Below are 14,682 nucleotides of genomic sequence, written 5' to 3'. Positions count from 1 at the left end.
TAGAAAGGTTAAAGTTAAAAATAATATTAAGCGATTGAAAAAGAAGGTATGTTAGTTAATACCAGGGAGGGCCTGTACTTTCTGTTTAGAGAGCACTTGCTGAAGTAATGAAAAGTTAACTTGTACTTTTTAGCCAGACACCTAAAACACCAATAAAAACTATTGATCGCTTCTTAAGCTTCCTTTTGCCATTAATTTTTGTAGTTTTATGGGGTTTATACAGGTTTTAACCACTTTTCGGATTGTATTAATAATTGCCAACAAATAAGAAGTAAATAAATGGAGATTAATAGAAGAAATGTACTCAAAACGATGGGGCTAGGTTCATTGGCTGCAATTCAGCCAATGACAACCTTTGCTACACCTAAAAAGAAAGGCAAGTTTACTTATTGTTTAAATACAAGTACCATAAGAGGTCAAAACCCGGGATTAGCCAAGTATATAGAAATCGCAGCTGAAGCAGGCTATGATGGGATTGAAATCTGGATTCAGGATTTACAAAAGTACCTTTCTGAAGGAAATAGTACTTCAGCATTGGCTTCCAAAATTAAGGATAGTGGATTAAAAGTTGAGAATGCCATAGGTTTCGCTCCTTGGATGGCTAATGATGAAGAAAAAAGCAAGCAAGGATTTAAGCAGATGGAAGAGGAAATGAATTTACTTGCAGCCATAGGTTGTCATAGGGTAGCAGCTCCGGGGATTGGTGCTGAAGCGCCGGTAGATCTTTTTTCAGCTGGTAATAAATTCAAAGAATTAATAAACTTAGGAAGGAAAACCGGCGTGATGCCCCAATTGGAATTTTGGGGTGCTTTCAAGCCTTTTCACCATTTAGGTCAAATCCTAATGGTGGCGGCAATAGCTAATGATCCGGATGCACGTTTGTTGCCTGATATTTACCATTTGTTCAGGGGTGGTTCGGGCTTTGATGGATTAAAACTGGTTTCAGGAGATGCCGTAGAGATCTTTCACATGAATGATTTTACAGCAAATATACCTAGGGAAGAACAAGCTGATAAAGATAGGGTTTACCCGGGCGATGGTGTTGGCCCCTTGGTTCAGGTGGTCAAAGACCTGCAAAATATGGGAGGTGATAAAGTGTTGTCACTTGAATTGTTTAATCCTGAATATTGGAAACAGGACCCCTTGCAAGTGGCCAAAACAGGACTCTCTAAAATGAAGGCAATAGTGAAAGAGGCTTCATAAACCCGAAATATGCGATAGACCTGTTATGATGTGCTGAAATCATTTCTTAGTCAGCTATTTCGTGGCTGTTTTAATTTCATCATAGTGATGCCATAATAAAATCTTCAAACAGCCTGTTTTTCTTGCCATTTTCTAACCCTTCCCGTAGATAGGGGGCGGGCTTCACAAATTCTATAGCATAATCCTGCGTAAAAAGTGATTTATGGGTAAAAATAAAAAAATGCAGCTTAAATTTTAAGCTGCATTTTCATTAGTGTTTGATGAAGGTTATTGTGTTTACTGCCTTATGAGGCTTTACCTTCTTTTAATTATTAACGGTTTAATTTCCTCTTGTAGACCTACTGGACCTTGTAGCTGAAGAAGAACTTCGAGAGCTTCTGGAAGTGCTACCTACTGTGCTTCTGGTCTGGGTTCGGCTACTACTGTTGGAAGATCTAACCCTTGAATTTGTTGATCGCTGCGGAGCTTTTTGAACACGGCTGTTATTTCTTGTAGAAGGAGTAACAGTACGTGAATTTGAGCTATTTCTAGAAGTGCTCCTTATTTCCCTTCTCTGCGTTGGAGTGCTCTGCCTTTTAACGTTAGGTTGGCTGCTAACACCACTAGATCTACGATTAGTGGATGCAGGTGAAGTACTTCTTTGGATCGCATTATTTCTATTGGTAGCTGAGTTGCCACTACTTCTACTTGAATTGGGGGTTACAATAGATCTATTGGATCTCGTGCTGTTCGACGGAGAAACAGCTCTTTGATTTGTATTGCTTCTACCAGGAGTAACTGTACTTCTCGCTGATCTAGAAGCCGGACTATTGCTGTTTCTCAAAGTCTCAGATCGTACATTATTGCCTCTTGAGTTTGTGGCAGAAGATGATCTTCTATTTGAAGGACTTCCCACGCTAGGTCTTGCATTGCTGAATTCCCTAGCACTCACATACTTTTTCGGTCTAACGGTATTAGAACTTCTGGTTGAAGACCTTGGTGAAACTTGAGGTCTGTATAGATTGATACTTTTGTTTCCAATCGAAGCCCTACCCGGTCTTCTACCTTGTTTTACTGTAAATACCGGGACATTACTTCTGGTAGCTCTTTGCAACTCTGCCCTGCTTGGACCTGCATTGAACCTTACATTATTGTGAACATAAGTATTGTTAATGATAGTAGTTTGATTATAAATAACATTGACGTTGCGTCCACGCATAAAATACCTGTGGATTTTTCTACTTAATAATCTCCGTCTAGGTACAAAAACCCAGTGAGAATAGCCATAGTTTCTAGCGGTTCGGTAGAAGTGCCTTTGTGGTCCTAATGGAACCCATCCGTAATAACCTCTACCTGATCTCCAGCTTACCCAGGCAGGACTCCATTCGTATCCGGGGATCCATGCCCAACCATAAAAATCACTAAAAAACCACCTGCCATAATGAAAGGGTGCCCATCCCCAATTATATTGAGATACCCATGTGTTTCCATAGGTGGACATAACCCAATGACCATTTGTACTGTAAGGTTGAAATGATTGATCTACATATGGAACCCAGATAAATCCGTAATTCGGATCCTCTATCCAATCTCCGTAAGGACTTAACTCATCATAAAATACCTGAAATGAAATAGATATAGGGGCTGCATTGGCGTTTTGCTTATTCCCCACAAAGAATAATAGTAAACCTAAAGTAAGAATTTTTAAGGATGCTATATACCTTGACCAGTTGCTTCTTGAATTTTTCATGGCACATAAATATTGGTGACAATAATCTATATTACAAGAAGTGTTCCAAGTTTTATTTCAGGTATTTGGCACAACCATTTTGATGCATAAGCTGATAAGTTAATTTTGTGAATTTCCGTTATGAGTTAATAAACAATTCAATGTTTTGTAAAACTATTATTGCTGAATTTTAATTTTGTCGATCTTTTTGGCAATTTCTTCTGCTTCAGCCATTAATTGATCCGAAAGTTTCCGGTCATGATGGGAAGCTTTGTGCGCTTTTTCAAGGAAAGATTGATATTGTTCCTGAAGTTTTTCTAAGGGTGATTTCTTTTTAAATAGACCAAACATTGCTTTTATTTAATAAACATGTAAAAGGCCAATATGTTTAGTCGTTACTCAAAATTTTGGAATAAGTCACTTTCTTCAGGGATTTCATTGGGTAAAACTTCATCATCATCAAATTGAATAATGTCTTCAAGATTTCCTGAGCGGGTATAATATTTCCAAGGCCCCTCTTTTTTACCATCCACCATTTTTCCTTCAGAGGCTAACCTTCCGTTGTCATGGTAATATTTCCAAATCCCTTCAGGTTTGCCGGATTGGTAGTTTCCTTCTGATTCTTTTGCCCCATTGATATAATATGTTATTCTAGTGCCATTTCCGTCCTTTAAGGTGCCCGGATTTAAGGTTTTACTGCCATTGTAATTGTTGTATGGACTAATATTCAGCAACCTGCCAAAATCCCAGGTTTCTTCTTGTGTCAATTGTTTGTTGTCATAAAATAAACCCCAGGTACCATCCTCCTGACCAAGTAAATAACTTCCTACAGACTTAAGCTGGCCACCATCGTAATAATAGAACCATTGCCCATGTTCATTGCCCAATTGGTATTTACCTTCGGCAACAAGGATTCCTATTTTATTAAAGTATTTCCACAGTCCTGATTTCAGGTCATTTTTATATTCCCCTATAGAATATAAATTGCCTTCCGGATAATAACTTTTCCATACTCCTGAACGGAAACCATTTTCATATTGGCCTCTAACAGATGGTTTTCCATTGCTGTGATTTTCAATGTATTTACCGGTAGGTACACCTAAGTCATAAATAACTTGTTTGGACAATGATTTATCTGTGAAGAATTCTTCCCATTTACCAACTGGAATATCATTTTCGTATCTTTCTATCCTAGCAGTTCTTTTATTTTCATAGAAATAGGTCCAAGTTCCGGTTTTATGGCCTGATTTGTCATAGAATTTTTCGGACTCCACAATATTGGTATTAGGGAAATAACTCGTCCATTTTCCAACCCTTCTTCCGGAATTGTACTCTCCGAATTCCTGGGTCCTTCCGTTAGGAGAAAATCTTTTGAATTCACCATCCGGTTGATTGTTACTATAGTTGGCCTCAACAACCAACTGGCCAAAGGGGTCATATTCTTTGTAAGGGCCAACTTTTAATCCTTCTTCGTAATTAATTTCAACAGCTTTTTTTCCATTGTCAAAGTAAAAAACCCATTCACCGGTCTTTTTACCATTGATATAATTGCCCTCAGTTTTAACCTGTTTGGGGTTGGCATACCCTGACCTACTTTGGTTTCCATAATATTCTTTGTAGGGACCTACTAAAACACTGTCTTGATAGACTGCGTTTTTAATCAATGCTCCACCTAAATCGTACTCTAGAAAGGAACCATTTCTTTTGTTGTCCTTATACTCTGCTACTATATGTTTTTGTTTGTTTGAAAAATAAATGGTCCACACCCCATCTTTAAGGCCATTCCTAAAATTACCTTGTTGGATAAGACGGTTGGTTTTGGGATTGATAAATTTCCATAGCCCATCCATTTTGTTGTTTAGCATCACGCCATTACCCATGAGGGTGGAGTCTTGGTTATATAGGTTCACTACTTGGCCTTGTCCAAAAGAAGAAGACACAAAAAAAATCATCAAAAGCCAGGCAAATGTATATTTCATGAGTTTTTTAATCGATTTAGTAAAGTCATACGAAATGCATACAATCTTGGTTCCAATTTACATTATATAGTTAAAAAATTACATTTCATGCGGCGAAAGTTTAACATTATTTCTATTTGTGGACATTGTTAACATTATTGAAATCAAGGGCCTAAAATTTATTTTTCAAGATGAAATGCATGCAAATCTATAAATTCTGCAACCAACTTTTGGCGCAGAGAACTGATATTTTCAAATGTGATTGGTTTAATTATTTGAAATGGAAATTCACCATCAAGGTGATTCGTTATCAGCTCTAGTGTTAAACTACTGCTCGGAATAATTTTTTTTTGATCGATTATTCCCTTATAGTCCCAAAGTCCGGTAGTGCACAAATCAAAAGATTTGGCCTTTAACCATCTGAATAGGTTATTTTGTTTTGCAAGCAATGGATGATTTGTACCGTAAAAGACAAGGAAATATGCGCCTCGTCCCCACCAATGAAGAATCCTAATATTTAATCCGGTTTTGAGGTCAAAATCCCGCACAATGTCTAGAACTTGGTATGGGCAGCTTTGCAATTCATTGCCCTGGCTGATTTTAATGCCTTTATGGTCATCATGGATCTCCTCAATTTTATCATAGGCAATATTATTTCCTACCAGAGATAAGGCATGAATAAATTCTTTTTTAGCCCGGCTTATGTTTTCAAATAATTCCTTTTCTTTCGTGATTTTAATTAAGGCGGAAACTGAATCAATATCGTCATAATTTTTTACCATCTGATTAGAGCTGATGCCCAAGAAAACCCACTGCCAAATGCTGCCAGACAGACCAAATCTCCTGATTTGACTTTACCTTGCTGCATTACTTCACTTATAGCGATTGGGATGGTAGCTGCAGTGGTATTTCCATAATGCATGATATTGTTGAAGACTTGCGAATCGCTTAATCCCATTTTATTTTGGATGTATTGACTGATTCTCAGGTTTGCCTGATGGGGTATCAATAAATCAATGTCAGTGCTCTGGTAATTGTTGGCCTTTAATGCCTCCTCAATTACTTCTTTAAACCTTAATACCGCATGTTTGAAAACTGTATTTCCATTCATTGATAAGTTAAAAGAGCCACTTTCGATTAAGGGGGTGGAAAGTCTAACTTCTCTGCTGCTTCCCGGATCTTTTACATATAATTCCTCTGCAAAATCACCATCTGCATGCAAGTGGGAGGAAAGGATTCCTCTATTTTCGTCCTCAGTAGCACTACAAACTACTGCTCCTGCCCCATCTGCAAAGATGACGGCACTGGATCTTCCTTCGTCATTTTTACTTAATGCTGAAGACTGAATTTCTGCTCCTACTACAAGAATGTTTTTGTACATGCCGGTCTTGATAAACTGATCCGCAATGGAAAGGGCATAAATAAATCCCGAACAGGCATTTCTCACATCCAATGCTCCAATACCCTGTAGACCAAGTTCTCTTTGAAGCAATACCCCATTTCCGGGGATGAAATAATCCGGCGTGACAGTGGCAAAAATGATAAAATCAATAGCGCTAGTCTCAATTCCGGCGTTTTGGATAGCCATTATAGATGCATTTTTCGCCAAGCTGGTGACAGTGTCCACTCCCGGTGTAAACCACCTTCTTTCCCGAATACCTGTTCTTTCTACGATCCACTCATTATTGGTATTCATCATTTTGGAAAGGTCATCGTTTGTTACGACTCTTTCCGGCAAGCAATGCCCGGCACCTGCGATAATTGATTTCAGCATTTTACTATTGATATTAGTTGGACAACAAATATGTTGAATTTAATTGAAAAATCAATTTTAGGTGAAAAGGTGAAAATGAATCAATCATAGCCGGACTATACCTGTGTTAATGAAATTGGCAAGTGAAATTTTAAATGCTATCCTGCCTAGATAGATTGAAGAACAGGGTAGTTTTAGCATCTAAGATAGACATGAAAAAAGCATGCTAGCTCATTAATCATTTGAAATTAGCCCTTTAATATTTGGATTCTAAGGTCAAATGTCAAATGGTTTTAACTTGAGTAAAAGCTATCCAAAAACGCGCTCATTTTAATGCATTTTAAAAACAAGAAAACCAATTATAATATCCAGTCTATTGCGCATTTTTAGATATACGTAAATCAAAAGAGTTGGTATGAAAACACCAAATGCGATATGTCATATGTGAATAAGATAAATTTATATATAAATTTATTTATCTATTTAATATATATATTATATAAATAAGTTTAGGAGAATAAATTGTATTTGAAAATTTGATGTTATATACTTCTAAAATATTATGTGGAAACGCATTTTAGTGGTGCGTAATTCTTGTCTTTGTAGTGTTTTTTTTCAATCCATACTCGGTGCTTGATCGCGATATTTTGGTATGGTCAAACCTTGTTTAGCAGTGGATTTTTGTAATTGATTCATTTGGTTTTTTTTCGGCATTTCTATTTTGAGTGGATTGAAAAAACCAAAAAACCCTTTTTAAAGGTTTAATAGCGATGTGTGGTAGTGACGAAAGGGATTGGGGGATTTAATCGGTACTTCTATTTTTGACAAATACAACCTTGATTTTATATCAACTTCCTGATGCTGGTAGTATTTAAAATAAGTGTTCATGACACACTTGATCCCTTGTTTCTTTTAGGGTAGATTTGCTCCTTTTTTTAATAAGTATTCTTAGTTATATATATGATAAATATAATGTAATTATATATTTAATTACAACGATTTTATAACTAAACGAATTTGTTAAAAATTAAGAATTTTGAAATTAGTATAAAATTTACTTTGTTAAAATTGTATTTTAAATTAATCAAAATGCCTTGTACATTAAAAATTTTTTATTCTAATTTTTAAAGATAATATTTGTCTCAAATCAATGATAAAATTACTGTTCGAAACAAAAAGTAAAGGGTTGTTGATTTCTGAATACATAATAATTAGTTACCCAAATTCCTCTAAATATTAACAAGGAAGATTAAGATTATCTGACTTGTAATTAAATATTTAGGTCAACATCTGTGGTGTTGGTCCATGGAATTTCTATGCCTATAGTTTTTAGAAATCAGCCACTCTTAATCTTCTGTTTCGGAATACTTTTCAATTATTTAAAGTGTTGTGGATATGGAAAATGTTATAATTAAAACTGCTAAAGCGTATAGCTTATTTTTATTGTTAGTAGGACTTACTTACTTTTTAGACGTCAATGTAGCAATTGCATTTCAGGAAGGGTTCAGTTCAAAAAACCTTTCCGTGGAAGAAACTTTTGAAAATGGGGATGCCTGGACAGGTGATTCTTATGCTTACCAGCAATTTGCTGAGGATCATTCATTCAAGATTGTTAATGACCCTGTGTTTGATGGTGATTTTATAGGTAAATTTGAATTACAGTATGGCGATCCAATGGTCACAAAAAATGGTGGACCCAGATCCGAAGTTCTATTTGGAGAGGCAGAAAGCAGCGAAATGTGGTATTCATTTGCTGTCTATTTTCCTTCATATGGCTGGAAAACAGATAATGATGATGAAATTATTTCACAATGGCATGCAAGTAATGGTACCCCTCCTTTATCATTGAGGGTTAAAAATGGTAAATTGAGATTAAGGGTAGGGAGAACAGAAGGGACTTCTGTAAAATTCACTTATTTGGAATTCGGAGATGTTCCTAAAGATGAATGGAATGAATTTGTTTTCCATGTGGTTCATTCCAAGAATTCAGATGGATTAATAGAAGTTTGGAAAAACGGTGAAAAATTCGCTACACATAATGGTCCAAATCTATACAGTGATGGCAAACATACACGATGGAAAATTGGTATTTATAAATCCACTTGGGGAAAAAAATCTACAGACATCAATTTAAGGGTTACCTATTTTGATAATGTACGAATAGGGGGAGAAGATGCCTCTCTTAATGACATGATTACTTCCACGAAAAGCACTTATACACCAATTCCGGTTACCGGCATTTCCTCTACCTCCAATGAGATTACCCTACAGAAAGATGATAAAATAAAAATTAGCGCAAATATATCACCTGCTGATGCTGATAATAAAAATATAAGCTGGTCATCATCAAATACCAGTGTAGCAACAGTTAATAATGAAGGTGAAGTTACGGCAATAAAGGCCGGGGATGCAGTTATCACAGTAAAAACAGAGGATGGTAATTTTTCCTCAAAATCCTCTGTAACAGTTTCTGACAATGCTCAACAACTAAGTATTGGAAGTTTTGCACTTGTAGATGCAAGTTCAAACAATAATATTCAAACCTTGTCAGACGGGGCTCAATTGGATTATGATAAATTTAAAGATATGAGCTTGAACTTCCGGGCCATTTCGAGTCCTACTGAACTGGGTAGTGTGTCAATTTCATTGTCAGGACCTGTAAGTTCCTCTAGAACTGATAATGGTTCTTCTTATGATTTATTAAATAAAGAAGGACTTAAGCTTAGCCCAGGGAAATATTTACTCAAAGCCACTCCCTATTCAGAAAGGGATCAAGGTGGTATTGAAGGTAAGGGATTGGCTATAGAATTTGTGATTGTAGAGGAAGTGAAATTGGCTATTCCTGCCAGTCCGACACCTATAAGTCCGGACAATGGGTCCAATGGTGTTGTTTCTAAAGTTAGCCTTCAATGGAGTGCTCCTGAAAATACTGAAGAATTTGAGATTCAGGTTTCGGAGGATAAGGATTTTAGTGAAAAGCATGTTGTTGTAGAAGGAGTATCTTCCGACCATACTGAAGTTGATGAACTCAACGCCGGGAAAACATATTATTGGAGAGTAAAGGCAATGAACAATAGCGGGGCTAGTGATTTTTCTGAACCTTGGTCATTCTTAACCAATAAAGAAGTGGTTGCAGTTACTGCTTTGGATATTGATCATACTGCGCTCCAATTGGAACAAGGTAGTACATCTATTCTTAAGGCTTCAATTTCCCCTACCAATGCAGACAATAAAGAAATATTATGGACAACTTCCAATGCAAGCATTGCAAGTGTAGATGAGAGTGGAGTAGTTACAGCAGTAGGCGTAGGAACAGCCAGCATAACAGCTAAAACTGAAGATGGTGGTTTTACAGCCGAAACTAAAGTGACTGTCACTTCCAAAGTAGCGGAACTATCAGTTCAGAGCTTCATAATGTTGGATGCAGACAGTAATAAAGAAATAGGGAAAATCTCAGACGGAGATCAACTGGAATTTAGTGAGATTGAAGGTTTAAGTGTGAATTTCAGAGCGCTTACTTCACCTGAAACAATAGGAAGTGTGTCCTTTTCTTTGGAAGGTCCGGTAAATTCTTCGCGCACAGATAACGGATTTGCCTATGAGTTGCTTAGCAAAAAAGGACTTTCATTATTGGAAGGGAATTACAAGCTATCAGCTACACCTTATACTGTAAGAGAAAAGGGAGGAGATAAAGGAACATCCCACACGATTAGTTTCTCGGTTGTTGTTCCTAAACCAGTAATGCCTGAGGCACCTCAAATAATAAGTCCTACCAATGAAAGTGTTGAAATACCTACAGAGGTTGTGTTAGCATGGGAAAAAGTAGACCTGGCTAAAACCTATGAGTTACAGGTGGCCACTGATAGGGACTTTTCTGAACCAGTCATAAAAGAACAAGGAATAGAAGAAACTGAATGGACGATTTCAGGACTTGAAGAAGGTACAGAATATTTTTGGAGAGTAAGGTCTACAGTAGAAACAGGTCAAAGTAGTTGGTCTGACGCAATGTCATTTGAAACCTTACTTCCTGTACCAGAAGTTATTTCGGTTACTGCTTTGGATATTGATCATACTACGCTCCAATTGGAACAAGATAGTACATCAATTCTGAAGGCTTCAATTTCTCCTTCCAATGCAGACAATAAAGAAATATTATGGTCAACTTCCAATGCGAGCATTGCAAGTGTAGATGAGAGTGGAGTAGTTACGGCAGTAGGCCAAGGAACAGCCAGCATAACAGCTAAAACTGAAGATGGTGGTTTTACAGCCGAAACTAAAGTGACTGTCACTTCCAGAGTAGCGGAACTATCAGTTCAGAGCTTCATAATGTTGGATGCAGACAGTAATAAAGAAATAGGGAAAATCTCAGACGGAGATCAACTGGAATTTAGTGAGATTGAAGGTTTAAGTGTGAATTTCAGAGCGCTTACTTCACCTGAAACAATAGGAAGTGTGTCCTTTTCTTTGGAAGGTCCGGTAAATTCTTCGCGCACAGACAACGGATTTGCCTATGAGTTGCTTAGCAAAAAAGGACTTTCATTATTGGAAGGGAATTACAAGCTATCAGCTACACCTTATACTGTAAGAGAAAAGGGAGGAGATAAAGGAACATCCCACACGATTAGTTTCTCAGTTGTCGTCCCTAAACCAGTAATGCCTGAGGCACCTCAAACAGTAAGTCCTACCAATGAAAGTGTTGAAATACCTACAGAGGTTGTGTTAGTATGGGAAAAAGAAGACCTGGCTAAAACCTATGAGTTACAGGTGGCCACTGATAGGGACTTTTCTGAAGCAGTCATAAAAGAACAAGGAATAGAAGGAACAGAATGGACGATTTCAGGACTTGAAGAAGGTACAGAATATTTTTGGAGAGTAAGGTCTACAGTAGAAACAGGTCAAAGTAATTGGTCTGACGCAATGTCATTTGAAACCTTACTTCCTGTACCAGAAGTTATTTCGGTTACTGCTTTGGATATTGATCATACTACGCTCCAATTGGAACAAGATAGTACATCAATTCTGAAGGCTTCAATTTCTCCTTCCAATGCAGACAATAAAGAAATATTATGGTCAACTTCCAATGCAAGCATTGCAAGTGTAGATGAGAGTGGAGTAGTTACAGCAGTAGGCGAAGGAACAGCCAGCATAACAGCTAAAACTGAAGATGGTGGTTTTACAGCCGAAACTAAAGTGACTGTCACTTCCAAAGTAGCGGAACTATCAGTTCAGAGTTTTATGATGTTGGATGCAGACAGTAATAAAGAAATAGGGAAAATCTCAGACGGAGATCAACTGGAACTTAGTGAGATTGAAGGTTTAAGTGTGAATTTCAGAGCGCTTACTTCACCTGAAACAATAGGAAGTGTGTCCTTTTCTTTGGAAGGTCCGGTAAATTCTTCGCGCACAGATAACGGATTTGCCTATGAGTTGCTTAGCAAAAAAGGACTTTCATTATTGGAAGGGAATTACAAGCTATCAGCTACACCTTATACTGTAAGAGAAAAGGGAGGAGATAAAGGAACATCCCACACGATTAGTTTCTCAATTGTTGTTCCTAAACCAGTAATGCCTGAGGCACCTCAAATAATAAGTCCTACCAATGAAAGTGTTGAAATACCTACAGAGGTTGTGTTAGCATGGGAAAAAGTAGACCTGGCTAAAACCTATGAGTTACAGGTGGCCACTGATAGGGACTTTTCAGAAGCAGTCATAAAAGAACAAGGAATAGAAGGAACAGAATGGTCGATTTCGGGACTTGAAGAAGGTACAGAATATTTTTGGAGAGTAAGGTCTACAGTAGAAACAGGTCAAAGTAATTGGTCCGATGCATGGTCTTTCGATACTGAAACCATTCCAGTGGAAGAGCCTACTAAGGCTACGATGAAAATTGCTATCACCTTAGAAGTTGGGAATAAATTATCACTTTCTACTTTAGTTTCTGAAGATGCTTCCATAGAACAATCCATCAATTGGAGTTCATCAAATGAACAAATCGTTGCTGTAGATTCAGAGGGAATGATCGTTGCATTGAAGCCGGGAAAAGCGGTTATTACAGCAAAAAATTCGGAAAGTGGTGTTAGTTCTTCCATTGATATAAATGTAGCAGATGTAGCCACTTCCTTAGAAATCAAAAATATCCAGATGATTGATCTTGATACCGACGAGGCGATCCATACAATTACGGATGGAGAGGTAATTAATATCAACCAAGCCAGCAAATTGGATTTAAACTTTAGGGCTACAGTTTCATCGATGACAGTGAAAAGTGTATTTTTCGTTTTGTCAGGGCCTATTAATTCATCTCGTACAGATAATGGTTCTGAGTTTGAATTATTGTATAAAGAAGGGTTAAATCTACCTTCGGGTAATTATTCTTTAACCGCCATTCCGTATAGCGAGAAAAATAATGGTGGACAAAAGGGAGAAGTTTTTAATGTTCAGTTTACTATTTCCGGTGAGAATTTAAGACTAGCAAACACTAGCCCCAATTTAATAAGTCCAATCAATACGGATACTGTTTCACAAAATTCTGTTCAATTTTTGTGGATTGATGAAACCAGTGCAGATCTCTATGAATTAGAAGTTTCAAAAAATGCTGATTTCAGTGGTAGTGATTTGATTAAGTCCGAGGCTATCAAAACCAACCAATTCGAGTTGGGAGGATTGGAATATGGAATGGAATATTTTTGGAGAGTTAGAGCCCAGAATGAAGGAGTATGGGGGGAGTATTCTTCAGTATGGACATTTCAAACAACAGGGGGAATAAATACTGATTTTAAAAGTGCCTTAATGGAGGAAACTGAAGTAGCTGAACCTACTAAACTAAATGAAGTAAGCGAAGTTTTAGCAAATTTCAGTAATGGTGAAAAAGAGTTGACTGTTGCCATGTATCCTAATCCTTCTCAGGATATCGTAAACTTAAAATTAGGAAATGTTTCTGATGATTTGGTTCAGGTTTCTCTTTCAGACTTGAATGGAAATACTCTGTTTTCAAATGTATTGGAAAATTATGACGGGATGACTACCTTAAATCTATCAAGTATCAAACCCGGGATATATTTAATATCTGTTTTAGCCGATCGACAACGCAAAGTTATGAAATTAGTGAAAAACTGATTTTCAAATTAACATTCATATATTAGACCTGTTATCTGTGGTGTGGATCTCTCACTTTCAGATAGCAGGTTTGTTTTTTTTAGTTGGACTGGTTTTTTCGCAAGTGTATTCTTTTTGCCTTTAATCCTTAATTTGGGGGAGGTGATATAAATGGGTTTTCAATGAAAAATAAACTATGAAATTCTTAGATTAACGTTTTAACTACTATCAATGATGATTGCTAAGAAGGTGAAGAGTTACTTGAATAAATCGTTTTCTGATTTTCGTTTTTTTCATTTGTATTTAGGGAATAAGATTTTCCTTGCCTTGATCCTCAGCTTCACTGTTGGGCTAATGGATGGATTAGGTTTGGCGATGTTTATTCCCTTGCTACAGATGGTTGATGGTTCTACGGATTTCCAACCCAATGAACAGAACATAGGTAACCTTAAATATCTTTTGGAGACCTTGAATACGGTTGGCTTACCTCTAAATCTGACCAGTGTATTATTGATGATTCTTTTTTTCTTTGGGATGAAAGGTTTGTTTCGTTTTGCAGAATCTTACTTTGGCGTCATATTGATGACCTCTTTTATTAAAAAGATCCGGTTTGCAGGCGTAGAAAGTATCTCCAGCGTCAATTACAAGTACTTTGTTAAGGTTGATTCAGGTAAGATTCAGAACACGCTTAGCGGTGAAGTAGACCGTGTGACCTGGGCTTATAGAAACTATATGGCAGGTGTCCAGTCCTTAATGGCAATTGTTGTTTACATCAGCCTTGCTTTTCTTTCCAACCCACAATTCGCCCTATTGGTTGGGATTGGTGGAGGGATTTCCAATTTCTTTTATACCAAGCTGTATAGAAAAACAAAACAAACCTCCCGAAAGATAACTGCAGATGGCCATATTTTTCATGGTCTAGTAATGCAGCAGATCAATAACTTCAAATACCTTCGGGCAACCGG

8 protein-coding genes are annotated in these 14,682 nt (G+C 37.1%); 3 read left to right on the top strand and 5 right to left on the bottom strand.

From position 1 onward, the window contains the following. Nucleotides 1–279: 279 nt before the first annotated feature. The gene (locus tag Q4534_RS18770) at nucleotides 280–1,203 is read left to right on the top strand and encodes a sugar phosphate isomerase/epimerase (RefSeq protein WP_303614691.1); all 924 of its coding nucleotides are present in this window, start codon (nucleotides 280–282) and stop codon (nucleotides 1,201–1,203) included. Between the two features lie 319 nt (nucleotides 1,204–1,522). Here Q4534_RS18770 and Q4534_RS18765 read toward each other — a convergent pair whose 3' ends face one another. The 5 genes from Q4534_RS18765 to Q4534_RS18745 all read right to left on the bottom strand — a co-directional run bounded on the left by Q4534_RS18765 (nucleotide 1,523) and on the right by Q4534_RS18745 (nucleotide 6,643). Continuing rightward, the gene (locus Q4534_RS18765) at nucleotides 1,523–2,932 is read right to left on the bottom strand and encodes a DUF6600 domain-containing protein (RefSeq protein WP_303614690.1); all 1,410 of its coding nucleotides are present in this window, start codon (nucleotides 2,930–2,932) and stop codon (nucleotides 1,523–1,525) included. A gap of 156 nt (nucleotides 2,933–3,088) precedes the next feature. Continuing rightward, nucleotides 3,089–3,262 carry a Lacal_2735 family protein gene (locus Q4534_RS18760; RefSeq protein ID WP_303614689.1) on the bottom strand — a complete coding sequence of 58 codons (174 nt, stop codon included), beginning with the start codon at nucleotides 3,260–3,262 and terminating at the stop codon, nucleotides 3,089–3,091. 44 nt (nucleotides 3,263–3,306) lie between these two features. Beyond that, entirely contained in the window at nucleotides 3,307–4,890 is a 1,584-nt protein-coding gene (locus tag Q4534_RS18755; protein ID WP_303614688.1) for a toxin-antitoxin system YwqK family antitoxin, read from the bottom strand. Between the two features lie 158 nt (nucleotides 4,891–5,048). Then, nucleotides 5,049–5,651, bottom strand: coding sequence for a hypothetical protein (locus Q4534_RS18750; RefSeq protein ID WP_303614687.1), 603 nt, complete (start codon nucleotides 5,649–5,651; stop codon nucleotides 5,049–5,051). Continuing rightward, nucleotides 5,645–6,643 (bottom strand): 3-oxoacyl-ACP synthase III family protein, encoded by a 999-nt coding sequence (locus tag Q4534_RS18745; protein ID WP_303614686.1) that lies wholly within the window; start codon nucleotides 6,641–6,643, stop codon nucleotides 5,645–5,647. The genes Q4534_RS18750 and Q4534_RS18745 overlap by 7 nt, the downstream gene beginning before the upstream one ends. 1,374 nt (nucleotides 6,644–8,017) lie before the next feature. Between Q4534_RS18745 and Q4534_RS18740 the strand changes: the two genes are divergently transcribed. Then, nucleotides 8,018–13,738, top strand: coding sequence for an Ig-like domain-containing protein (locus Q4534_RS18740; RefSeq protein ID WP_303614685.1), 5,721 nt, complete (start codon nucleotides 8,018–8,020; stop codon nucleotides 13,736–13,738). A gap of 210 nt (nucleotides 13,739–13,948) precedes the next feature. Beyond that, the coding region (locus Q4534_RS18735) for an ABC transporter transmembrane domain-containing protein (RefSeq protein ID WP_303614684.1) at nucleotides 13,949–14,682 on the top strand (734 nt) is incomplete at its 3' end.

It is taken from the genome of Cyclobacterium sp. 1_MG-2023 (assembly GCF_030546805.1).
In the GTDB taxonomy this organism is placed as follows: domain Bacteria; phylum Bacteroidota; class Bacteroidia; order Cytophagales; family Cyclobacteriaceae; genus Cyclobacterium.
The sequence above is the reverse complement of the archived record's forward strand: the minus strand, read 5'-3'. Positions and strand labels throughout refer to the sequence as shown.